At 44.7% G+C, this 23,483-nt stretch carries 20 protein-coding genes; 8 read left to right on the top strand and 12 right to left on the bottom strand.

The genetic code is table 11. The annotated features are described in order from the left end of the window. The first annotated feature begins 269 nt into the window (after window positions 1–269). The 4 genes from Q0C15_RS06940 to Q0C15_RS06925 all read left to right on the top strand — a co-directional run bounded on the left by Q0C15_RS06940 (window position 270) and on the right by Q0C15_RS06925 (window position 7,807). The gene (locus Q0C15_RS06940) at window positions 270–2,294 is read left to right on the top strand and encodes an ATP-dependent DNA helicase (RefSeq protein WP_297217659.1); all 2,025 of its coding nucleotides are present in this window, start codon (window positions 270–272) and stop codon (window positions 2,292–2,294) included. Continuing rightward, window positions 2,272–3,258: a class I SAM-dependent methyltransferase family protein gene (locus Q0C15_RS06935; RefSeq protein ID WP_297217656.1), complete on the top strand. Its 987-nt coding sequence runs from the start codon at window positions 2,272–2,274 to the stop codon at window positions 3,256–3,258. Before Q0C15_RS06940 ends, Q0C15_RS06935 begins: the two co-directional genes overlap by 23 nt. 555 nt (window positions 3,259–3,813) lie before the next feature. Further along, window positions 3,814–5,121, top strand: coding sequence for an FAD-dependent oxidoreductase (locus Q0C15_RS06930; protein WP_297217654.1), 1,308 nt, complete (start codon window positions 3,814–3,816; stop codon window positions 5,119–5,121). Between the two features lies 1 nt (window position 5,122). Continuing rightward, window positions 5,123–7,807 (top strand): DEAD/DEAH box helicase, encoded by a 2,685-nt coding sequence (locus Q0C15_RS06925; RefSeq protein WP_297217652.1) that lies wholly within the window; start codon window positions 5,123–5,125, stop codon window positions 7,805–7,807. 6 nt (window positions 7,808–7,813) lie between these two features. Here Q0C15_RS06925 and Q0C15_RS06920 read toward each other — a convergent pair whose 3' ends face one another. From Q0C15_RS06920 to Q0C15_RS06900, 5 genes are all read right to left on the bottom strand, one after another. Continuing rightward, window positions 7,814–9,529, bottom strand: coding sequence for a site-2 protease family protein (locus tag Q0C15_RS06920; RefSeq protein ID WP_297217649.1), 1,716 nt, complete (start codon window positions 9,527–9,529; stop codon window positions 7,814–7,816). A gap of 385 nt (window positions 9,530–9,914) precedes the next feature. After that, window positions 9,915–12,530, bottom strand: a complete 2,616-nt coding sequence (alaS, locus tag Q0C15_RS06915; RefSeq protein WP_297217647.1) for an alanine--tRNA ligase — start codon at window positions 12,528–12,530, stop codon at window positions 9,915–9,917. A gap of 12 nt (window positions 12,531–12,542) precedes the next feature. Continuing rightward, on the bottom strand, window positions 12,543–12,716 hold the full coding sequence (locus Q0C15_RS06910; protein ID WP_297217645.1) for a hypothetical protein: 174 nt from the start codon (window positions 12,714–12,716) through the stop codon (window positions 12,543–12,545). A 159-nt stretch (window positions 12,717–12,875) separates the two neighbouring features. Continuing rightward, on the bottom strand, window positions 12,876–13,301 hold the full coding sequence (locus Q0C15_RS06905; RefSeq protein ID WP_297217644.1) for a GAF domain-containing protein: 426 nt from the start codon (window positions 13,299–13,301) through the stop codon (window positions 12,876–12,878). 64 nt (window positions 13,302–13,365) lie between these two features. Then, window positions 13,366–13,656 carry an MTH1187 family thiamine-binding protein gene (locus tag Q0C15_RS06900; protein ID WP_297217642.1) on the bottom strand — a complete coding sequence of 97 codons (291 nt, stop codon included), beginning with the start codon at window positions 13,654–13,656 and terminating at the stop codon, window positions 13,366–13,368. A gap of 132 nt (window positions 13,657–13,788) precedes the next feature. On the opposite strand from Q0C15_RS06900, the gene Q0C15_RS06895 reads away from it, so the two are divergent. Further along, complete coding sequence (locus Q0C15_RS06895; protein WP_297217640.1) at window positions 13,789–14,442, top strand: hypothetical protein; 654 nt, start codon at window positions 13,789–13,791, stop codon at window positions 14,440–14,442. Between the two features lie 195 nt (window positions 14,443–14,637). On the opposite strand, the gene Q0C15_RS06890 is transcribed toward Q0C15_RS06895, so the two are convergent. The 3 genes from Q0C15_RS06890 to Q0C15_RS06880 all read right to left on the bottom strand — a co-directional run bounded on the left by Q0C15_RS06890 (window position 14,638) and on the right by Q0C15_RS06880 (window position 16,355). Continuing rightward, window positions 14,638–15,258 carry an HAD family hydrolase gene (locus tag Q0C15_RS06890; RefSeq protein WP_297217638.1) on the bottom strand — a complete coding sequence of 207 codons (621 nt, stop codon included), beginning with the start codon at window positions 15,256–15,258 and terminating at the stop codon, window positions 14,638–14,640. Continuing rightward, window positions 15,259–16,044 (bottom strand): HesA/MoeB/ThiF family protein, encoded by a 786-nt coding sequence (locus Q0C15_RS06885; protein WP_297217636.1) that lies wholly within the window; start codon window positions 16,042–16,044, stop codon window positions 15,259–15,261. Between the two features lie 149 nt (window positions 16,045–16,193). Then, entirely contained in the window at window positions 16,194–16,355 is a 162-nt protein-coding gene (locus Q0C15_RS06880) for a hypothetical protein (RefSeq protein ID WP_201796932.1), read from the bottom strand. Window positions 16,356–16,544: 189 nt separating this feature from the next. Between Q0C15_RS06880 and Q0C15_RS06875 the strand changes: the two genes are divergently transcribed. Then, on the top strand, window positions 16,545–16,946 hold the full coding sequence (locus Q0C15_RS06875; RefSeq protein ID WP_297217634.1) for a metal-dependent transcriptional regulator: 402 nt from the start codon (window positions 16,545–16,547) through the stop codon (window positions 16,944–16,946). 75 nt (window positions 16,947–17,021) lie between these two features. Here Q0C15_RS06875 and Q0C15_RS06870 read toward each other — a convergent pair whose 3' ends face one another. Next, entirely contained in the window at window positions 17,022–18,032 is a 1,011-nt protein-coding gene (locus Q0C15_RS06870; RefSeq protein WP_297217632.1) for an alcohol dehydrogenase catalytic domain-containing protein, read from the bottom strand. 151 nt (window positions 18,033–18,183) lie between these two features. On the opposite strand from Q0C15_RS06870, the gene vat reads away from it, so the two are divergent. Both vat and Q0C15_RS06860 read left to right on the top strand, forming a co-directional pair. Beyond that, the gene (gene vat, locus Q0C15_RS06865; RefSeq protein ID WP_110641448.1) at window positions 18,184–20,421 is read left to right on the top strand and encodes a VCP-like ATPase; all 2,238 of its coding nucleotides are present in this window, start codon (window positions 18,184–18,186) and stop codon (window positions 20,419–20,421) included. A gap of 118 nt (window positions 20,422–20,539) precedes the next feature. Next, complete coding sequence (locus Q0C15_RS06860; protein WP_297217630.1) at window positions 20,540–20,824, top strand: PRC-barrel domain-containing protein; 285 nt, start codon at window positions 20,540–20,542, stop codon at window positions 20,822–20,824. On the opposite strand, the gene Q0C15_RS06855 is transcribed toward Q0C15_RS06860, so the two are convergent. The 3 genes from Q0C15_RS06855 to Q0C15_RS06845 all read right to left on the bottom strand — a co-directional run. Then, a complete protein-coding gene (locus tag Q0C15_RS06855; RefSeq protein ID WP_297217628.1) occupies window positions 20,781–21,269 on the bottom strand; it encodes an archaellin/type IV pilin N-terminal domain-containing protein in 489 nt (162 codons plus the stop codon). The two genes, Q0C15_RS06860 and Q0C15_RS06855, sit on opposite strands and share 44 nt — an antisense overlap. Before the next feature lie 127 nt (window positions 21,270–21,396). After that, window positions 21,397–22,146, bottom strand: coding sequence for a tRNA (adenine-N1)-methyltransferase (locus tag Q0C15_RS06850; RefSeq protein WP_297217627.1), 750 nt, complete (start codon window positions 22,144–22,146; stop codon window positions 21,397–21,399). 60 nt (window positions 22,147–22,206) lie between these two features. Beyond that, the coding region (locus Q0C15_RS06845) for an APC family permease (RefSeq protein WP_297217625.1) at window positions 22,207–23,483 on the bottom strand (1,277 nt) is incomplete at its 5' end.

Here is a 23,483-nt window from a genome sequence, read left to right as displayed (position 1 = left end):
GAGAAAACCCGTGGATGGCGAACCCCCAGAATCAGGTATGAGCAACGAAGAGCTGATATCCATTCTGCAGAAATATTACGCCCTTCGCGGTTGGGGCAAGTACAGGCCGCCATCATTATGAGCCATGTATGCGATATTTTGTATGCACCATATTCATGTGAAAGCTGTGATCTCTGAAGAGCGCAAATATCATGTGCCTCGGCTGAAGGGCATCTAACGGGCATCGCCATGAGTCTCAATCTTTTTATATTGATCAGTTATGGTGCAGCGTGAAGATCAGCGAACTGGGTTATGATCGGGCTTTCCTTCAGCTGTTTGATGGCAATGACTTTCAGCTTTACGATCATCAACGGATGGCGATAGAGCAGCTTAGGAAGGGAAAGAACGTCATTGTCAGTGTGCCGACGGCCGCTGGCAAGACTCTCATCGCCTATTCGGCAATATATGAAACCTTCCAGAGAAATCTCAAATCCATATACATTGTGCCGCTAAGGTCACTGGCAATGGAAAAATACTCTGAACTTTCCAGACTCAGAGATCTTGGCCTGAAGGTAAAGATGTCCATAGGCGATTACGATGATACACCTGACTTCATCAGAAGGTACGATGCAGTCATCCTGACATCAGAGAAGGCCGATTCGCTCATGCACCATGATCCGTACATGCTGAACGATGTAGGCCTCATGGTGATCGATGAGATACACACCATTGGGGATGAAAGCCGCGGACCCACCTTAGAAACAGTCGCATCGGTTGCAAAATACGTCAACCCTGACATGAGGGTGCTTGCACTTTCTGCCACTGTTTCTAATGCAGCTGAAATGGCAAGATGGCTCAACGCGTCCCTCATAAGGAGCGACTTCAGACCCGTACCACTGAAGACGGGAATCATCTACAGGGATCAGCTCTATCTTGATGGTAAGAGAAGACCTGGAGTCAGCGTTAACCAGATCATAAAGGAGACCGTGGATGATCAGGGGCAGGTTCTGATGTTTGTCAGCTCCAGGAAGAAGGCTGAAGATAGCGCGAGGGATCTGGCTCAGATATTCGATCCAAGCCTGAATATAAGGATCGCTTCCGACGATCCCAACGTCTATGACGATATGCTCAATGAGATTCTACCTAGAGGCGTGGCATTTCATCATGCAGGACTAAGCAACGACCAGCGTGCCTTTATAGAGAAGGAATTCAGATCCAGACGCATCAAGGTGATAGTGGCCACTCCTACGCTGGCCGCAGGCGTTAACCTTCCGGCACGCCTCGTCATAGTCAGGGACATAACCAGATGGGGATACGACGGCATCTCGTATCTCACCAATATGGAGATAAAACAGATGATAGGAAGGGCTGGAAGGCCTGGATACGACAGCTTCGGTGTCGGCCTCATATATGTCTCCTCGCAGTCCAGCTATGAAGCAGCCAAGGAATACCTCTCAACTGATCCTGAACCCGTTATCTCGTACCTTGGAAATGATGCGAAGGTGAGGTTCAATGCACTCGCAACCATATCAATGGGCCTCGCAAGATCGCCCGAAGACATAATGAAATTCTATGAGACCACATTCTATTTTTCACAGAACGGCAAAAACATGCTAGAAGACAAGATCAATGCCTCACTGAAATTTCTCGAAAGCAATGGCTTCATAAAGCGAACACCGGAGCTGAAGACCACCCAGCTGGGAAAGACCACGAGCGATCTTTACCTAGATCCGGAGAGCGCACTGAGACTTGTCGATTTCTTCAACGGACCCTCCGATATAGAACATGCGCTGTACCACATCTCGATCTGCAGAGAGATGATACCGTTCAACATCAAAGACGATTTTTCCGCCATGGAGTTTCTTGATGATATAGGTATGATAGATGGCGATATAGATGCGGCCAAGACTGCCATAGTGTTGAGGGACTGGATCAATGAGGCATCCTACAGGCTCCTCTATGATCGTTATGGAATAGCTCCTGGAGACGTGCAGGCAAGGATTTCAATGGCTGACTGGCTCTCCTATTCGCTTGCAAAACTATCCTCCATATACAAGCCAGAGGTTCGAAGAATGCTGGAGATACTCAATCTGCGTATAAAGGAGGGCATCAGGGAGGATATTCTGGATCTGGTGCTCATACCGGGTGTTGGACGCGTGAGGGCCAGAAGACTGTACGATGCCGGTCTAAGAAGCATAGCAGATGTCGCAAGCGCTACGCCGGAGAGGATAAGATCCATCTACGGTTTCTCAGATACGCTGGCAAATTCCGTGATAAGGAGGGCGAGATCCATTGCCTCCAAAGAAGTTCGTTAAGGCCCGCAAAAGTATGGCGGAAAAGATAATAACGGATCTCAGGGCAAAGGGCATCTTTGATAGGAATTTTTCCGTGATCAGGAATGAAGAATTCGTCTACATCCCTGTGAGGGACGATTATTCAGGGGAACATATCGTCATCGATGCTGAGCCGAGGATCACGGTACCCTCGGCATCTGGTTCCTTCGATACGATTGGGACCATCGTCGTAATGAAGCGATATGACGAGGCGCTGGCGCATGATATTCTGAAGACGCACAGAAATATCAGGAGTGTGTTCTTCGATGAAGGAGTCGCTGGATCCGAGAGGAAGAGGAGACTTCGGCTCATAGCAGGCGATGGAAACACGGTGACGGAATACAGAGAAAATGGATGCAACTTCATCATTGATATCTCAAAAGCCTATTTCTCACCGAGACTAGCCACTGAAAGGCGCAGGCTTATTGATCAAGTTTCAGATGGCGAATTCATATTTGACATGTTCGCAGGTGTTGGGCCAATAAGCATAGAGATTGCCAGATACCATAGAGTCAGGATAATAGCCTCCGACATAAACTGCGAGGCCATAAACATGCTGCAGCAGAACATGACCAGAAATGCGCTTCGCGGGGTTATAGAACCTGTATGCGCTGATGCAAGATCGGTGGCCAGTGAAATATCTGAGGCCGATCGAGTCATCATGAACAATCCCACAGCATCATTCTCATTTCTGCCTGATGCATTGAAAACCATAAGGGTGGGCGGTACAGTTAATTATTACGAATTCCTGGATGTATCGGGCCTTGAATCGCGCCTTGTTGACCTTAAGTCGGTTGGTCTCGAACCAGTGGATATTCACCGTGTACACTCATATTCTAAGACCATATCGCTTTACTCCATGACGCTGAAGAAACGCAAACAAGTAATAGACCGCTCTGATATTGCGTCAGAATCCGATGAAAGACGTTCATATATAAGGCGTTGATCATGAAACTCCTGATCAAATAATATTCATTCATGTTCGTTGAATATTAGTATTGCAGTTTTGCACAGACAGATTTGAAAATCATCGGAATCATGTAATTCAAGGTATGAGATTCTGTTCTATATCCAGACTAAAAGCCCGTACGCATCCGTATACATGTGGGGCGCATGCCGTATGATCGATTGTCCGGTTAGTGTGCAGAAAACATATTTATAGGGGATATCACTTTCTTGTCCGGAGGTGGAATGTTTGGTCTTCAAGAGAATGGATTACGATGATGATTTCGATGACGAAGATGAAGATGAAGACGACGATGATTTTTAAGTTGATACGATCAACTTCGGGGGGCTTAAATTTTAAGATGTTATTAGCATTTTGTATGCTCCCCTTCAAGCAAATTGATGGTCCGATGCCAGATCGCTGCACGATGCAAAGATCTTTTGTCCTATAGAGATAGTATATTCTGTTCAAATAATGACAGAAGAAATACAGGAAATATCCGAACTTTCTGCGGAATTCAACAAATCTATATATCCCATATTTCAATGTTCCCGTATGGATATAGTTGTCATCGGAGGCGGTGCGGCAGGTATGGCAGCCGCATCCAAAGCAAAGAGAGTCAACAGAGACGCAAATGTTACCGTAATTGAATCTGGTTCATTTGTCTCCTATGCAGAATGCGGAATACCTTATTTCCTTCAGGGTATCGTTAAGAGCCCAAATGATCTTCTCCATTATCCACCAGAGGAGTTCACCCAGAAGAGGGGAATAAAAGTGATAACGGGCAGAGTTGTAACGAAGATCGATACAGCATCACTCTCAGTTCTCCTTGATAACGGTACCGCAGTGAAATTTGATAGGCTCATAATTGCCACAGGTGCGAGGCCGAGGATACCACAAGGGATTGCGACCGGTGTCCTCGGTATACGCAGCCTTGAAAGCGCCATACGTCTTAAGGAGATCATCGACAGATCGAAAACGATAACAATAATAGGAGCAGGTGTGCTCGGGGTGGAGCTCGCCTCCACATTGACGGAAGCCGGAAAGAAGGTCAAGGTAATATCAAAGTACGATAGGGTGATGCCACAGCTCGATCCGGATATCGGACAGATTCTCAACGATTATTTTGCATCGAGGGTTAACGTTGAATTTTCATCCTCACCGGTTGAGATAAAGCAAGATGAGGATCAGTATGCGATCAAGACAACCGTGGACGATCACCGATCCGACCTTGTCATAGCCGCAGTGGGCATAGTACCAAATTCAAACATTGCACAGGACGCAGGCATCAAGTTGGATCAGCGCGGTGCAATAATAACAGATAGTCACATGGAAACGTCAACGCCTGGAATATATGCCGCTGGAGATGTGGCAACCGTTAAGAACATCATCACGGGCGAAGAGGAGATGATGCCGCTGGCACAGATAGCCAACAAGGCTGGCAGGGTCGCTGGATCCAATGCCGCTGGTTCAGAGATGAACTTTCCCGGCGCAGTGGGTTCAACGCTGGTAAAAGTCTTCGACATGGAGGTTGGTTTCACAGGTCTCAACGAGAAGAGAGCGACTGCATCTGGCATTGAATTCGGTAAGACGTTGATAAAGGCAAAGAGCCGGGCAAATTACTATCCTGGGAAGGAGGATATCTACGTGAAGATACTCTACCGGAATTCCGATAAGAGGATCATAGGAGGGCAGGTTCTTGGAAAGGATGGGGCCGCATGGAGGCTCAATACGCTGGCCACGGCGATATTTGCCGGATTCACTGTTGAAGATCTCTTCTATGATGATCTTGGCTATACCCCACCCTTTGGGCCAGTATGGGATCCACTCATCATAGCTGGAAGCGTATCTATGAGAGAATAGAATGTCAAACGCCTTTTCAATGATAGATCCGAGGATCATCGAGATCCTCCGCAATCATGGAATCACGGAACCAACAGAAGCGCAGGATCAGATGATCCCTTCTGTACTTGAAGGAAAGAATGCTATCCTGCTCTCACCAACGGGCAGCGGGAAGACGGAGGCGGCCATACTACCCGTTTTCCACAGAATATTGAATGAGAGACCGCAGAAGGTCTTCGCGATCTACATAACGCCCCTCAGAGCCCTGAACCGTGATATTCTCTCACGTCTTGTTGATTATGGTCGCGAGCTGGGCATAGATGTTCAGGTCAGGCACAGCGATATGACGGATGCCGACAGGAGGAAGATGGCGGAGACACCTCCGGACATAATGGTTACGACACCAGAATCTCTCCAGATACTTCTGAACGGCAAGAATTTAAGGAAGTTTGTATCAAATGTACGGGTTGTCATAGTAGACGAGCTCCACGATGCCGCCGAAAATGAACGCGGCTCACAGCTCTCAATCGCGCTTGAGAGGCTCAGGGATCTGGCTGGTAATTTTCAGCGTATTGGACTCTCAGCCACCGTTGGCAATCCTCAGGAACTGGCAAAATTTCTGGTTCCTGATGGAGACTGCGAGATCATATACACCACTTTGAAGAAGAACATGAAGATCGAGGTCATGGTCCCGGATGAATCCAGCGAATCTGATGCCGAGATCATGGGATGCGACAGACAGTATGCAGGTGCGATCCTGAAGGTATGGGAACTGATCAACAGATATTCTGGATCTCTAGTCTTCGTAAACAGGCGTTTTGTCGCGGAGGATCTTGCCTTCAGGATGAAGCTGAAATTCGGAGAAATACCTGTTCTCGTACATCATGGATCACTGTCAAGGGAAACCAGAGAATTTGCAGAAAAGGCCTTCAAAAACGGTGAGGTGAAGGCCCTGATCTGCACATCTTCGCTGGAACTGGGCATAGACGTTGGCACGGCCAATGCGGTCATACAGTTCAATTCACCGAGACAGATAAACAAGATGATACAGCGCATAGGCCGCAGCGAACACTGGATAGGAAAGACCTCCAGAGGTTACGTGGTCTGCACCGATGTGATAGAGATGGAGGAGGCAATTGCAATCGTCGACAGCATCTCCGAAGGAAAGATAGAGAATGTTCAGATAATGAAGAACTCACTCTCGACCCTGGCAAATCAGATCCTCTCCGAGGTTAATTCCCAGAGGAAGGTCGACATCAGAAAATTCTTTGAGACGGTGAAGCGATCCTATGCTTATTCCGATCTTACCTGGGACGAGTATTATTCGGTAATAACATTTCTATCGAACACCAGGAAACTCTGGCTTGAAAACGAGTTCATCGGTAAGCGACGGAATACGCTAAAGTACTACATAGAAAATATATCGATGATCCCCAGCGAGAAGAACTATAAGGTCATAGATGTCTCAGGCAAGTTCATAGGCACTCTGGATGAAAGATATGTGGCCTCAGAGATCGATGCCGGAAGCTACTTCGTCATGCGAGGTAACACCTGGCGGGTGGTCAGGATCGATCATGACCGGATCATAGTTGAGTCGTTCTTCACTCCGGCTGTTGCACCGAGATGGACTGGCGAGGACATACCGGTGTTATACGATGTGGTTCAACGTGTATCTATGAATAGAATCTCAAGATCACTGCCTGATTATATCGATGCCAGTTCAAAGAAGAAACTCTCGGAATGGTATGAGAACGATATCGCCACCACACATAGGGTAATAATAGAGAGCTTCAACGACGAGATAATAGTGCAGATACTCCTCGGAACAAGGGGAAATTTTGCCCTGGCCGAGATACTATCCAACATCCTCACATCCGTGACTGGAGAAAGCGTTGAGATGGATTATTCGCCGTATCACATATACATGCGCACGTCAAGAAAGATATACGCGGAGGATGTCATGCGCATCATAAAGGGAATAAATCTGGAGAATCTGATGTCCTACATAAGATCTTCAGCCTCAAGATCCCGCTTTTTCAAGTCTGTCTTCCTCTATGAGGCCAGAAAATTTGGAATAATAAGCGAGGACGCGGATCTAGAGAGGATCAGAATAGACAAGATAATGGATGCTTATTCTAATTCAGTGGTCTACGAGGATTCCATAAGAAAGCTAATAAATGACTACATGGACACGTCCGCACTTTCGGATTTCATAGAGAGCAGAGATATGATAGAATTCGTGCTTAAGGACCGCATATCCAAGGCTTCTGACATCTTCATTTCGCACTACTCAGAACGCGTTGCCCCTCTCAGACCCACAAAGGTGATACTGGAATCGGTAAGGAACAGAATAATGAATGAACGCGTTACGCTTTACTGCGTCAACTGTGGAAATGTGAGAACGTACAGGGTAAAGGACATAAAGGTGCCCAAATGTGATGCATGCGGATCGAGGCTCGTTGCCGCGCTTTCTGACTTTGAGAGATCAAAGATCGATGACCCAGCCTACAGGAAACGCATATTGAAGAATGCGCATCTCGTCAAGGAGAAAGGAATACAGGCAGTCATGGTTCTGTCTGCTAGAGGAGTGGGGCCGGAGACCGCGTCCAGAATTCTGGAAGTTACCTATGCAGATGAGAACGATCTTATAAGGGCGATACTCACTGCGGAGATGGACTATGCAAGGAACAGGAGGTTCTGGGATTGATGTGCATCATCTGTGTACTGTATTAGTCGTATTCACGAAATTGATCACTGCGACATCGCCCTGATACTGCTGGTCATAGACGATCACGTAGACGGTCTGCGGTATGGTCGAATTCACCAGGATGAGGAACGATGTTCCGCCACTAAGCACAAATGGAAAATTCTCACCCACTGCGGTCACAGCATTCTGCACCACCACATGGTAATCCATACCGGATGATCCAAAGGCATAGACATTCAGCATGAGCGTTGAACTTGTATCGCTGGCCAACGGTATCTTCGCGGTATCGTTTACCGTGGCATTCTCCATCAGCGGGTTGTTGCTTTTCATGGTAAAATTTTCTGTGAGATCTATGAAATATATATGTATATTAACGAGCTCTGAGGCAGTTGATGTGAATACCGAGATCACATAGCTGTAAAATCCTGGAGCCGATTTTGTGAAATTTATTGTAACGTTGAACCTCTGCGATGTGGAAGGAGAGACCGATCGAGATGAAGACTTTACGCTTATGGGGATCGCTGGCGATATGGAAAATCCAGGGGTAATCGGTGATGTTCCATGATTGGAGACGTTCAGAAAGCATGAAACGTTTGTTGAAATATTTGCAGATACGGAATACACCACGAACTGGGTCTGACCGTAGCTGACAGAAAACTGTGGAGGAAGCGTGTGAAATGGGATCGGTACAAGCCCTATGAGTATTATGATGCCGATGGACAGTGCCAGGATCTTCACATATCCTGACGCCCTGCCAACATTGTTGAGCGGTTCAGGGCCCCTTATACCGATTATTAGGACAAAAACTAACAGGATCAGCCAGGATGGATAGAGTATGGAAAGTCCTATTATTGCGACTATGGCAACGTACGAAACATACTGCGAATACTTTCCCAGCATGGCTGATGATATGAGACCCCCATCGAGGAATCCAATAGGCATAGCGTTGAAGGCAGACACTATTATACCCACCCATCCCGCATACGCCGTAGGAAAGAGAACACCGTCAGATGGGACAAAGCTGCGCATGGCAGCCTGAAATATAAGTGGGCTTCCAATCTGGAGTATGGGTGATCTGACACCAGAGACCGGAATTCGCTGCATGAGCGATAGGTATCCACCGATTATAACAAAGATCAGAGATACTAGAAAACCGAATACAACCGATAATAGAGATGATTCAACCATGGCCCTCTTACTTGGATAGGCCACATTCGGGGCATTTATTGATCCCATCGTACCCATTCCGATCGGATCCGGAACAAATATTGGAAACGAATACTGCATGCTGTTCCTTTTCATTCCAAGATACCGCCCGAATTCTCTTGATCCGAGTATAATGAATACTGGTATCACGAAATAGATCAGCGTCTCAAGGAACGACATCAGTAGCGAAGATGAAAAATATGATGAAACATAAGAATAACCAACATAGAAGAGTGTGATCACGGTGGCTATTGCCATAAGAATTTTCAGCAGCGATCTTTTTGATCTCTCCGGTTCCTCTATAATTATAATCTCGTTTTTCGTCTTTGTGAAGGCAACATATCCCATCTTCCTGAGATCCGAAACGAGCATCGAAAAGTAATCCTCGGGATAGAAATCTATATCCTCAACCTCTACTTCGAATTCTCCTTCCTCTTCCCTTATTCTCTTAACGCCATAGTATCGTCCAACAATCTGCTGAATCCGTTCCGGTGTCACAGCCATTTTTAACTTCATCTGAATGATTCATTATTAAAGTTTCCCATATTATATTTCGTCAATTTAGTGATCGACAGACTTGTCAGACATCATATTGTGTATCACTTTATATTGCTTAATGTCACTGATCATGCTCATTTGCATCATGTCTGACATCACAAATCAGGATGCAAGATGCCCAAATCGGTGAGATCAGATCTTCGCGAACTGAATGACTCAGGCATCCATCTTGCACTAGCGGACCTGAATTGAGACTAAGATCATCTTTAGTCCATTCCCAGTTCTCCTTTTAGTCATCCGCATCGGCATGAACGCACAGAAACGCATTCAGAAATTGAAAAAAGGTTCACTTTGATGGTTTGAAAGTCCTTTCATCGAATTCCATCATCCAGGTATAATGGCGTCATTCACTGTGTTCGTTGATGAATGATGCGACTGAATCGTTTCCCTCAGGTTCGACATTGAACAGCACTTTGATCATCTCTTTGGCTTTCCTGCTTGGCGATATTGCTGTGTACTTGAATGCACCTGACTTTCTCGTCTCCACGACGATGTCTATCTTCTTAGAATGAGCTATTCTGGATATCTCTCCAATGTCCGACTCATCGGCTTCGATTATACGGTATTCCTTTCCATCTTTACCTATAAATTTTGCATTCAGTATCTTATTCTCTATTTCGCGGCGTTTCAAGTCCAGCAGAGATCTTTTCAGATCGCCGTAGTCCTTATATATCTCGGATACAGACTGGGCTATTTCGCTGATCGGCTTCTTGATCATAGTTGATATTCTGTATGCTGATTCGTAAGAATCCTGGAACAGATGTAGTGCCGGCACACCAGCCGAAAATGTTATCCTGTATATGTTCTCCTGGATGGCTTCTACCTTTCTTATCTTCAGAACACCTATCGACGAAATGTTCTTCAGATGAGTACCACCGCAACCTTCAGCGTCCACGCCTTGTATTTCAACGACCCTTATCTTCGATGTCAGTGGAACTCCGCCTTCAAATAGCCTGAAACCATACTTATCGATGGCACTGTACCAGTCAAGATTTCGCACGCTGACCTCTCTTCCTTCCCTTATAAGTTCGAAAGCGCGATCCTCTATCCGCCTTATGGTCTCGTCATCTATTCTGCGATAGTGCGTTATGTCAAGCCTTGATTCTTCCACATCCTTCTGAACACCATTCTGCCAGACATGGGGACCGAGTATCTCTCTGAGCACACCGAGTAGTAGATGCGTAGCGGTGTGATGCACCATAAGCCTGGATCTTCTGTCCCAATCGATCACACCATGGATGCGAACATTCTCCGGTATCTCACCATCAAGGGTATGCACGATGGTCTTTCCATATCTTCTGACTGCTGTTACATTTATCTTCCGACCTTTGTATTCAAAATATCCAAGATCCCATGGTTGACCGCCACCCTCAGGATAGAAGGCCGTCTTGTCTAGTATAATCTCATTGCCCCTTGAATAAAGCACGAGTCCGGTAAATTCCCTCATGAAAGGATCATCATAATATAATGTCCTTGTCTCTATCTCTGGATAATCGCTGTATTTTTTCTTCGCCACCTCTCCCTTATCATGCCTTTGAATGACAAGCGAATGAAAATTCTCCGGTATCTCAATCTTCATACCTTTTGATTCCAGATATCCCTTAACAGTTTCAGGACTTATTCCATGCGAATCGTATAGAAGTATCAGATCTTCGATATCTATCCTTCCCTTGTTAGACAGGAGCTTTTCTATGATCTGTGTTCCATGCTTTTCCACCTCTCTGTATTTTTCCTCCTCAATTGAAAGTACATCTGAAGCGAAGCTGTCAGGGAATTCACCCACTATTTCTTTCAGATCTTCATAGTTCATGTGTATGAGATCAAGCAGCGTACCCCTGTATCCGGTATTGTTCAGGGCTCTGTAGGCTCTTCTTATGAGCATTCTTGCAAGATAGCCAACCTTGACGTTGGATGGTATTACGTAAGCTGCAAACATGTGCATCAGGGATCTGGCATGATCGATCATCAGGAATACGTCTCTGGCCTTCTTTATCCTTTCAAATCGAACTCTGGCGTCTGGATATTTCTTCTCGAGCTGCGATATGACGAAAGACTCCTCATAGGGCTCCTTCATCACAGAAGCCTTCACAACTTCTGATAGAAACTCGTCATCAATCTTAGATACCGATGAATTATTCAGCACATGGGCGATGATATCCGGATATATAGCCTGATAAACCGTTGGCGTGCCCTGTGAAAGCCACGTCAATCTTTCCAAGCCATAGCCCGTATCCACAATTTTCATGTCCATCTTGGAATACCTGATTCCATCTATTTCGTATGGCCCATTCGGATCCTCCTTCATGTCCATGAATACCAGCGTAGCTACTTCAAGCCCTCTCACGAATACTTCAAGGGCATTTCCAGCGTTACCACCTCCTGACCATGGCTTTTCCTTGAAACTTATGAGCTTTCCGTCGATCCCGAGGCCATCTGTCAGGAAATCGTAACAGTAATGCACCGTCTCCTCTTTCCAGTAAACCGTTTCGTCTTTGGAATTGAAATAATCATGGCACAGCATCTCGAAGCTTGTCAGATGCCGCCCAGTTATACCGACAAGATCCACATCATTCATCCTGATACTCGGCTGCGACATTACGATTGGATTTCCTGGCGGCTTGACTATGCCGGAAGTCACGTGTGGCTGAAAATCGTATATTGAAGCATTTACAAGGAGTACATCCTCCCTCCACCTTGGAACAACAGGATATGGTTTCAGGAATTTATGACCACGATCCTCAAAGAATTTTATGAATGCAGCCCTCATCTCATCCAGCGTATACGATCTCGGTACTGGACTATTGCCGATGAACGTGTATTCATCACAGGGGGTGTCTCCGCATGTGATCCTCTCCCTGTCCTGCGTCCAGAAGTATGAACCGCATTTAACGCATCTTTTCTTTTCAAAGCCACTGTTGAGAAAGAACTCCAGATCAAGTTCCCCCGTCTGTTTTTCCATCAGGATATGATTTTAAAAGACTATTTCTAATTTTGCGATATCATTGACATTGGGCGGCCTATATCCATGTGCATCTATGTCATACTGACCTGATCTCGCAATCAGTGATATGCTTCTCAACTTAAGATCCAGATATCCATACTTCAGAGACGGATGGCTGATATCTTCACGCTTATCGTATTGCATTGTTGGCGTCTCCTCTATGTGTATTCATAGCGCAAAAACCCACCCTCATTGTTATTACAAGTTTTCCATGAAATTTTATTATTGGGGGAAGCCAGTGCACCTCCAGACCTAATAAAGATCTTTATAGCTTCCCCCAAGATCACCGACTTTTCTAACAAGCTACTCCATATAGAATTGATATACTATTGGTGCGATAAGATCTGCTATCTGTGATAAAAATTTCTCATCTTCATTACCGAAAGCAGCCTTCTGGTCAGAATCTATATCAATTTCACCGATTGCCTTCCCGTTGAATCTTATGGGCACAACTATCTCCGACTGAGTGGACGCGAAGCAAGCAAGATATTTTGGGTTGCTTTTCACATCATACTCATTGACTATATCGTTCTTTATGACTGCCAAACTGCATAACCCGTCACCCAGGTTTATTTCAACGTGCTCCGTTTTTTCTCCAACAAAAGCCTCAAGCTTCAGTTTCCCATGTTCAAGAACGTAAATGCCGACCCAGTCATATTTTGGATTCTGATTCTTAAGGTATTCACAGGCGTTTTGCATTTGACTCTTGGCGAAATCCTTTACATTCATAATGGCTAAATTTTTTTTGATATTTAAAATATTCATTCAAATGAAAACTATATCGAAATTCAATTCAATATTTGAGAGCTTTTAACTTTCTCTCCGCACTGTTCTCCACATCTATTCTGTCATCGATTTTTATATATGTTTCGACCCTTTTTATCCCCATCGAAAGTATCGCCTTTTCCCCTCTCTTGACTACATCAAATATTTCGTCTATTGTCTTCGCCTCTAACACAGTTCCCATGCTATTCGGATAAAACTTAATACCCGATTTTTTGAATTCCTCCAATGCGGCGTTTATGTATTTGGAAGCAGATGTACCCGGGCCAATGGGAATATAGGTCACTTCAGCGAGGATCATAATTCATTATTGCGCGTTTCGATAAAAAATTAATGTTATGGTCAGATTTCTGTCCGACATAATAATAAAAAGCAAGAAAAATTCGGTTCCTATTACGATAAAATTTAAATATTTATTTCACCTATTTTCAGTATGCGTCAGACGTTATCGATCCTTCTGCTGATTTTTTCCGTGTTTGTCTCGGTTATGCTTGTCTCAACTGGCATAGCAGTACAAGAGCAGCAGATGACGTCTGTCGCCATATCCGATTCATTCAATATAAACAGTCTAGAAAAACTTGGCCAGGATTATTATCTCAAGGTTGAAGCCATCTTTGAAAACAGGGCATACACTGGTGCCGTAATAACAATTTATAATTCAGAGGTCATAGTTCCGGCACTGTCAGAGGCAACGGCGGATCTGCTCATACCCGTAAACACCTCTGCACTGATCTCATCCGGCTGGATGCTTAAACCGGTAAATTTAACAATAAGATTCAGCGAGAGGATACTCTTTGCAGTATTTGAGAAGAAGGTATCGCTGACCGTTCCAAGTCTATTTGAAAATGTCAGTGAAAAACAGCAAGGAAATTTCATAGAAATATCATTTACGCCCACAGAATTTACAGCCGGCAATATGATGAACATAGAAATAAATGGTTTGATCAAAAGCATATCGCTCACATATGGAACGCCCACGACGATCAGGATACCTATAACTAATCCGAACGCCTCAATCGGAGATTCTGAAAACTATTTGGAGATATCCAACTTTACCTACTATTTCTCTCAGATAAGTGATCTCTAATCATATTCGTCGAAGGTACTCTGGATATTGAGCTAGAAAAGACCGATCTTCTTAAAGAAAGCAATAAAGGTCAAACCTTCTTCGGACGATATTGATCCTCGGAGATCGATTATGGAAAGCGATTTAAGGCATTTATAGCCGAAATCCAAATTAAATGGATCTATAATCTTCTACGATTACGGCGTTGAAAGCGATTCAGCGATTCTCATTGACCTCCAATTTTCTTATTAAGTCAAGTATGTCTCCTATATTTTCTATTTCGTAATCCGCAAAGGCTGAACTTATATTCCGACCATGCTTGACAAGCACAGATATACATTTTAGCCTCCTTGCTGGGATGAGATCGTTCTCTATGTCTCCCACCACGATGCATTCCTCAGGTCTGATACCCATCATATTGATGGCCTTCAAATAAGGCTCTGTATCTGGCTTCCCTTTGGAAACATCATCTATAGTCACTATATGATCGACGGGTATACTGAATCTCTGTATCACGATCCTTCTGGTCGAGGTCACTACCGCAGTTTTTATGCCCATCTCCTTCAACTTATTTAGCGTTGGTATGACATCCTGAAAGAACCTGGCAGATTCGATATTCTTCAGGAAGTAATCTTCCTGAAGCATCTCCACATCCAACGGGTTTCTTACAAATTTCTTGGCTAGATCAACACCCGGAAAACCTATCATCGGCCGAATTAGATCCTCAGGAACATCAACGCCATAGGCTTTGAACGCATTCTTCCATGAATCGATCCTCAGCTCCACCGAATCCAGCAGTGTCCCATCGAAGTCAAAGATCAAGCCCCTTATCTTCATCTATGGCATAAAGTCCAAGCCTATATTTTTATATTTGTCTGAGAGGAATTCGTAATTATGCAGACCGCAGCTGGGACAATCCTTCCTTCTATCCACGCGGATGCTGTCCAGCTCCATGCTCCATATGTCCAGATTGTATATCGAACCGTCCACCTCCTTACCTGTGAGGATCTTGATGCCCAGCGTGAATGCCAATGACGATATCGCGGTCACAAGCGAGCTGAGTACACCCACCTCCGCACATGTCGGTTGTGGAAAAGGATCGCCGGTAAAATAGCATCTGTAGCAAGATGTTCTTCCGGGAATTATAGCCTTAACCTGGCCATACGTCTCTATGGCCGATGCCATCACCCATGGTTTGTTATTCTTGACACAGGCATCGTTTATTATGAGCCTGCTTGTGAGATTATCTGTTCCATCCATTACTATATCCACAGATGATATGAGCTTCTCAGCGTTTTCCGCATCAAACGTTTCATTTATTGCTAGAACCTCAACTTCAGGGTTTACTCTTTCAAGTCTACGCTTAGCAGCAACAACCTTTGAATCGCCTATGTCTTCGTCGGAATACAGCGTCTGCCTATAAAGGTTGGATGATGATACATAATCCCTGTCTATCAGCGTTATGCTCTTAACACCGCTGCGAACAAACAGATCGGCTATGAGGCTGCCGACGCCACCTATCCCTACCACGAGAACTTTAGAAGATCTGATCTTAGTGATATCATCGTTATTGAACTGCCTTAAAACCATCTGCCTTGCATATCTGTAATCATCGGATATCATGCATCTTTATCAATTCAAAATTTAAAAAGAGTTGCCATATGCTATATCCATCTGAACGATATTTGAGAATGATGAAAAACGAGAAATAAAGACAATTTTATTAGTGGTCTCTAATTCTCCTTTCCCTAGGCACATTATTGGCCTCAATCTCAGGAAAATTCCTCTTCGAGTTCCAGTATAACCTGATTCAATACATCCTCAAACGTTCTTCCAGTGTATTCTCTGAGCCCGCCCATTTCAGTCCTCAGCTTGGCGGTATATTCTGTGTCAGATTCTTTGGCAAATTCTATATTGCATATCAGCTCTTCCATACAGATCGATACCCCTAAAACCTTTACGGCTTAAAGTTTTTCATAAAATATATGGAGGTACAGCATCTTCTGACGCACATTTATGAAATATCTAAAGCTTTTCAAGAATCGCATATAATGGACGGGCTTACAGCGGATTCTGTCATATATTAGAAAGTTTTAAATAAGTTAGATTGATACTAATATAATATGGAAAACATAACGAAGAAGGAAAGAGACTGCCTTATAACCATCAAGGAGTCTTCCAATGGGCCGTTTCCCGTGAGACTCAAGGATCTATCGGCTTCCATGAATATAAAGCCTCCATCCGTGTTGGAGATACTTACAAGACTTCAGGAAAAGGGATTGATAAAAAAAGACCGTGGTATGGTAGCCCTTACCGATAAAGGAGAAGAAACATACAAGAGAATAGTGATGATTCACAGGACTCTTGAGGTGTTGTATAGCAGAAGTGGCATCGATGCCAATGATGCTTGCAAGAAGATAGGTAATTTTGACTTTCTGGTGGACTACGATGACGCCAAAAAGATATCCGCCTCGATTGGGAATCCAAAAACTTGCCCCCATGGCAAGAAGATAGACGGATCATGAAACGGAATTTTATGTGATTCAGAAACATTAACATAAATTTTGAATGAAAATATGATCATTAGATCTTAGATGGCCTCATCTGAATTTTATAAGAACGCGACCCTCTGTTTGCCTGTTCTTCATCATGTCCATCGCATCGTTGATCCTTTCCAGATTTACCTCCATGCCTATCACTGGCTTTATCTTCCCCTCCGCGACCAGATTCAGCGAATCTGACACGTCTTTCCTTGTTGAACTGATGCTTCCTCGTATAGTATTTCCTTTAAGTATGATGAGACCGAGAGGCAGATTCACCGGATCAGGCTTGACGTTTCCGATCACGATCATTTTCCCTCCATTGTTAAGGCTCCTCAATGCCCTCTCGAATGTATGTATACCAACGCATTCCAGTACCACATCCGCTCCGCCAATTTTCTTCACTTCCTCATTGAATTTTCCATTACCATCGACCACATAATCCGCGCCGATCTTCTGAAGCATCTCCTTCTTTTGATCAGAGGTCGTTTCGGCTATGACCGTTGCACCAAAAGCCTTAGCCATCTGCACCGCATTTGAACCGACTCCACCGCCGGCCCCTGTGATCAGTACCTTCTGTCCTTCCCTGATCTTAGCAAGCCTGAATAGTGCGTGATATATCATGCCGGTGACGCACGATGCTATGGGCAGATATCTGCTGTCTACGTTTCCAGGCGCCTTAACGAGGGCTATCTCCGGAATATTTACGTATTCCCTGAACCCTCCCTGGATCTCCTCTCCTATGGATTTTTTGTATGGACATAAATTTTCATTGCCTGATCTGCAGTATTCGCATTTTCCACATGGAACGTATATCAGGCTGGCCACATGATCGCCGACTCTGAAATTCTTAACCTTGTCTCCAATCTTGACGATTGTTCCACCTATCTCATGCCCAGGAATTATGGGTAGCTGGATCCTGGGAAAAAATCCTGTTGCACTAAGAATGTCTCTGTAACATAAACCGGCGTAGTCCTGTCTTATAATGACCTCATCATCGGCCGGTTCTGGAATGTCTTTATCCACTATCGACAGCGGATGGTTTATTCCTTCAAGGACAGCAGCCTTCATACCCACATGATCAGCTCACGCTATAAAAGCAATAGCGTGAACTAACGATGATATTAGATAATTCCCATTCAAATGGATCGGTCTATATTCCAATACAATGTTATTTCTATAAGCTGACAAACTTAAAATATTCGGGAAGCAATATGGCCTTATGGAATCCAATAACGGTATCATACTCAGGGTTGCAGAGGCAAACTCAACCGATCCTGGCATGTCAAGGGTTAGATTAGATGAATCATCAAGGAGGTTACTTGATGCCGAGATCGGTGATGTTGTTGAAATCGAAAAGGTCAGAAAAACAGTGGGCAGGGTCTACAGGGCAAGACCTGAAGATGAGAACAAGGGCATTGTCAGAATAGACAGCGTCATGAGAAACAACTGTGGGGCATCCATAGGTGATAAGGTCAAGGTCAGGAAGGTCAGGACTGAGATCGCTAAGAAGGTCACCCTGGCACCCATCATAAGGAAAGATCAAAGACTCAAATTCGGTGAAGGAATAGAGGAATACGTACAGCGTGCATTGATAAGAAGACCAATGCTCGAACAGGACAATATAAGTGTTCCTGGCCTGACTCTTGCAGGCCAAACAGGACTTCTTTTCAAAGTTGTCAAGACTCTACCGAGCAAGGTTCCCGTGGAGATCGGCGAGGAGACCAAGATAGAGATAAGGGAGGAGCCGGCCTCTGAGGTTCTAGAAGAGGTTTCAAGGATAAGTTATGAGGATATCGGAGGCCTGTCCGAGCAGCTCGGAAAGATAAGGGAGATGATAGAACTTCCGCTGAAGCACCCTGAACTTTTCGAGCGATTGGGGATAACACCGCCCAAAGGGGTCATATTATATGGGCCTCCTGGGACGGGTAAAACGCTCATAGCCAGAGCCGTTGCAAATGAATCTGGCGCCAACTTCTTATCCATCAATGGACCTGAGATAATGAGCAAATACTACGGTCAGAGCGAACAGAAGCTGAGAGAGATATTCTCAAAGGCTGAAGAAACAGCTCCGTCTATCATATTCATAGATGAAATAGATTCCATCGCACCCAAGAGAGAAGAAGTTCAGGGCGAAGTTGAACGCAGAGTTGTTGCTCAGCTTCTGACACTAATGGATGGGATGAAGGAGAGGGGGCATGTCATAGTCATAGGCGCTACAAACCGCATAGATGCAATAGATCCTGCTCTCAGAAGACCTGGTAGATTTGATAGAGAGATAGAGATCGGTGTTCCCGATCGAAACGGAAGAAAGGAGATACTGATGATACACACCAGAAACATGCCCCTAGGAATGAGTGAGGAGGAGAAGAACAAATTCCTTGAGGAAATGGCAGATTACACCTATGGTTTTGTCGGAGCGGATCTCGCGGCTCTGGTCAGGGAGAGTGCGATGAACGCCCTCAGGAGATATCTACCAGAGATCGATCTTGACAAGCCGATACCCACGGAGATACTTGAAAAGATGGTGGTGACCGAGGAAGACTTCAAGAATGCGCTTAAATCAATCGAACCCAGCAGCCTGAGAGAGGTCATGGTTGAGGTCCCTAATGTCCACTGGGACGATATCGGCGGTCTTGAGGATGTAAAGAGAGAGATTAAGGAGACTGTTGAATTGCCACTCCTGAAGCCTGATGTATTCAAGAGATTGGGTATCAGGCCATCCAAAGGGTTCCTGTTATACGGCCCGCCTGGTGTCGGTAAGACCCTTCTAGCAAAAGCCGTCGCAACAGAGAGCAACGCAAACTTCATATCGATAAAGGGCCCGGAGGTCCTCAGCAAGTGGGTGGGAGAGAGCGAGAAGGCCATAAGGGAGATATTCAAGAAGGCAAAGCAGGTAGCACCTGCCATTGTATTCCTGGATGAGATAGACTCGATAGCACCCAGGAGAGGGACGACAAGCGACTCAGGCGTCACTGAAAGGATAGTGAACCAGCTGCTGACATCTCTGGACGGCATCGAGGTTATGAACGGTGTTGTGGTGATAGGAGCAACCAATAGGCCAGATATAATGGATCCCGCGCTTCTCAGGGCTGGCAGATTTGACAAACTGATTTATATACCGCCACCTGACAAGGAGGCAAGACTCAGTATACTCAAGGTGCATACAAGGAACATGCCACTTGCTCCAGATGTGGATCTTAATGACATCGCTCAGAGGACTGAAGGTTACGTTGGAGCAGATCTGGAAAACCTGTGCAGGGAGGCTGGTATGAATGCCTACAGGGAGAATCCGGACGCAACCTCCGTTTCTCAGAAAAACTTCCTCGATGCCCTGAAGACCATAAGACCATCTGTGGACGAAGAGGTCATAAAGTTCTACAGGACACTATCGGAGACCATGAGCAAGTCTGTATCTGAGAGGAGAAAACAGCTGCAGGATCAGGGACTATATCTCTGATCCTCCTTTATTGAATGTTTTACCCTTAACTAAAATGACGAAAGGTGGAAAATCTAGAACTTCCGAAGAATGGTGCCAATGCGATAAATAAAAATAAATACCAATTCATGTTGTATTTATGATGGATTTCTATTCGCGCGTGAATCAGAAGCCGGTTATGTCAAGCTCTGGCGAGATAATAGGATACGTCAAGAACTTTCTTGCAGACGAAAAATGGAACCTTATAACGATGGTCACTAAACCATCCGGAGGCAGGGGCAGGCTGAATATACCAATGGATGAAGACGGCAACTATCTAATCCCAATGTCGAACGTGAATGTTGGGAATGATGCCATAGTGGTGATGAACCTGGAGAGCATCAGGAAGTTGCCGAAGCAAGACCAACACTCTGGCTTGCTATAGTGCCATCTGTAACGGTATCAACCAGCTTAACGAATTTTATAAATGGATTGCTGTTGTTCGGTAAACTGCTTATGGTTATCACTGTAAGTGCCGATAGATAATCCGGCCCATTTACCGTTACCTTCCAATATTGAGTTTCTATGGTACCCTGCGTCAGCGGTATCTCGGTCACATTCCCATTGGAGGATTGAAACTCTAGTGTTACCTTTGATAACGATATGTTTTGATTGACGCCGCTTATGTATATGGTATATACACCATCATTTGAATTCTGCTGGGTCTGATTTGTTACGGTCATAGAAGCCTGTGGTGTCGGTGCGGATATTAGTGAAACATAACCACCAAGCAGGGAATAGAGCGTTGCCGCAAGAACTATCGTTATCGCTATGAGCAGTATAGTGGCGATTATAGGTGATACAGCCTTATCCTGCCTGTCAAATCTCATGATACATTCATACATACATAGGGATATTAAAATTGATGCGTTAGAAATGCTATTTCGCATAGGCATTTTCCGATAACGGTCAATAGAAAATATGGAATATCTGAGATCATGCCCAATATCAGACATCTCATATGCGGTATTCAATGCCTGATCCCTTTATTGCGAATGTTATGAAGGCTGTATGCGTAAGATCATCGCTCGCTGGCCTTGTCGCACCTTCTCTTACGAGTATTCTGCGTTTCATCAGCTCAACGGTCTCAAGATGTTTTAATCCAGATGCTGCCATCGATATGACCGTTTTTTCACTCTGATCGAAATTGGGCAGATAGAAAATGACAATTCTGCCAGGTTTCAGCATTGAAGAGATCTTTTCAGCATAATCCCATGGATCTGGAATATCAGCTATTATTGCATCATATGATCTCTCACTTACAAAATCCTTCAGCTCACACAGGTTCACTCTGATATTGGCGGTATCATAGAACTCGTTGATGTTATCAAGCGCCTTCCTGAGATTCTCTTCATCCCTCTCCACGATGGTTAAGGATCCGCTGCCGTTCAATGCCCAGAGTATGTATGAGGACATATTGCCGGATCCAACACCGATCTCTAGAACGTCTATACCTGGCCTTATACCTGCCCTGGCAATTATATATGAGGCATCGATGTCCGATATGATCTGCGTGTTCCGTTTTATAAGTTTACCGAAATAGATCGGCTGAAATTCAGATGCTATGAAACGCTTCCCCTGAACGATTATCTCATCTCCTGGATCTATCACGATTGATGGATCAAGATGATATTTCCGATTTCTGACCAGTAAGCTTTTCGATTTTTCATCGAATTTACCCAATTCATCCTCAGATACAAGTATCACTCCGGAAGATCATCACACACAATATTACGCTTTCGCAGTATCAGATCTCAATAAAAGAAATTAGAGACTGAAATCTCCAAGGTATTCCAGTCTCTCTTTGAATTTGAATCTCATAATCACGGTTGATACGATTATCACAGCTATCAGGGCGAAGGAAGCGTAAACTGCATCGACATAAAAGAGGTTGAAGTAGATGCTCGCCACTATGGCCACGACCAGCGTTGCGGTTGAGGCAGAGGGTATTAGAAGGTATCTGATGGTGTTCATGAAGTTCATTCTTGTGTGTTTTTTCATATATCTATAGAGTGAGGTGTTGGTGAGTATATGCACGATATATGTGATGGGGCTTTCAAGTATAAGGAGAAAGATCGATGATGAGAGAAGCGCATTCAATGGTGACATCTTGGCTATGAATTCAAATCCAGCACCCACGCCTATGACTATGGCCATTGATATCAGTGCTAGCGTTATCATGGACATGGTAGGTGTTCCATTATTTCTGTTGATCTCAGAAAGGAATGAAGGCAGTGCACCCTCCCTGGACATAGAGAAAAGGACTCTTGTCGCGTTGGTTCCTAGAGAAACTGTGGCTGTGAAAAATGAATTGAGTACGATGACTATCAGAATCCAGAATACTATATTGCTGGCAAAGCCAAAATCTGTTCTATAGATGGTCAGAAGTGGATACGCATTGCTACCTACGCCAAAAGTGGATATGTTCTGTGCGCCCCATGTTATAACCTGAGCATATGAGGCGAGTATTATGGTGACACCAAGTATTGCTATGGTGGCTACTATGGCTAGTGGAACGTTCCTCTTCGGCTTCTTAGTTTCCTCCGCAATCGGTATAGATCCTCCTATCCCGACAAATGCACCTATGGCGTAGATCATCATAGCAAATATCGCATAGGGATCGTTACCCATTGGTGAGGGGGTGAATGGAGCAAGGTTTGCCCTTGCAGGGTGCATAATAATGAGAGCAACGGAAGTAGTTATGAGAAAGCTAACCTCAATAAACATGGTGTATGTGACGAATCGCAATGATGGTTTTATGCCAAGATATATCAGAAGACTGACTAAGCCGATGAATACAACGGCAATCGGCATCCAGATTATATAAGGATCCGGGATGGATATTCCAAGAGATGGGAGGATAGCATAACCAAAACCCAAGAATCCAAGAATACCAAATCCGGTAAAGCTTAGTACTTCATAGGTTATATAGGACAGCGCAGTGACAAAGCCCGCTGATGTTCCCAGCCCTCGCGAGACAAATGTATAATATCCACCTGCACTGGAGAGTCTTCTTGAAAAGGCATACATAGAGTAACTCATCA

It is taken from the genome of Thermoplasma sp., from assembly GCF_023256435.1.
GTDB lineage: Archaea > Thermoplasmatota > Thermoplasmata > Thermoplasmatales > Thermoplasmataceae > Thermoplasma.
Note: the sequence above shows the minus strand (reverse complement) of the source record. Positions and strands in the feature narration are given on the sequence as shown.

Excerpts from the sequence above, each read along its gene's own strand:
- Q0C15_RS06910 (WP_297217645.1), bottom strand. The coding sequence starts at position 12,716 with ATGCAATACGATAAGCGTGAAGATATCAGCCATCCGTCTCTGAAGTAT.
- Q0C15_RS06880 (WP_201796932.1), bottom strand. The coding sequence starts at position 16,355 with ATGGAAGAGCTGATATGCAATATAGAATTTGCCAAAGAATCTGACACA.
- Q0C15_RS06870 (WP_297217632.1), bottom strand. The coding sequence starts at position 18,032 with ATGAAGGCTGCTGTCCTTGAAGGAATAAACCATCCGCTGTCGATAGTG.
- Q0C15_RS06925 (WP_297217652.1), top strand. The coding sequence starts at position 5,123 with ATGTCAAACGCCTTTTCAATGATAGATCCGAGGATCATCGAGATCCTC.
- Q0C15_RS06895 (WP_297217640.1), top strand. The coding sequence starts at position 13,789 with ATGCGTCAGACGTTATCGATCCTTCTGCTGATTTTTTCCGTGTTTGTC.
- vat (WP_110641448.1), top strand. The coding sequence starts at position 18,184 with ATGGAATCCAATAACGGTATCATACTCAGGGTTGCAGAGGCAAACTCA.
- alaS (WP_297217647.1), bottom strand. The coding sequence starts at position 12,530 with ATGGAAAAACAGACGGGGGAACTTGATCTGGAGTTCTTTCTCAACAGT.
- Q0C15_RS06905 (WP_297217644.1), bottom strand. The coding sequence starts at position 13,301 with ATGAATGTAAAGGATTTCGCCAAGAGTCAAATGCAAAACGCCTGTGAA.
- Q0C15_RS06890 (WP_297217638.1), bottom strand. The coding sequence starts at position 15,258 with ATGAAGATAAGGGGCTTGATCTTTGACTTCGATGGGACACTGCTGGAT.
- Q0C15_RS06900 (WP_297217642.1), bottom strand. The coding sequence starts at position 13,656 with ATGATCCTCGCTGAAGTGACCTATATTCCCATTGGCCCGGGTACATCT.
- Q0C15_RS06860 (WP_297217630.1), top strand. The coding sequence starts at position 20,540 with ATGATGGATTTCTATTCGCGCGTGAATCAGAAGCCGGTTATGTCAAGC.
- Q0C15_RS06920 (WP_297217649.1), bottom strand. The coding sequence starts at position 9,529 with ATGAAGTTAAAAATGGCTGTGACACCGGAACGGATTCAGCAGATTGTT.
- Q0C15_RS06930 (WP_297217654.1), top strand. The coding sequence starts at position 3,814 with ATGGATATAGTTGTCATCGGAGGCGGTGCGGCAGGTATGGCAGCCGCA.
- Q0C15_RS06885 (WP_297217636.1), bottom strand. The coding sequence starts at position 16,044 with ATGATATCCGATGATTACAGATATGCAAGGCAGATGGTTTTAAGGCAG.
- Q0C15_RS06875 (WP_297217634.1), top strand. The coding sequence starts at position 16,545 with ATGGAAAACATAACGAAGAAGGAAAGAGACTGCCTTATAACCATCAAG.
- Q0C15_RS06855 (WP_297217628.1), bottom strand. The coding sequence starts at position 21,269 with ATGAGATTTGACAGGCAGGATAAGGCTGTATCACCTATAATCGCCACT.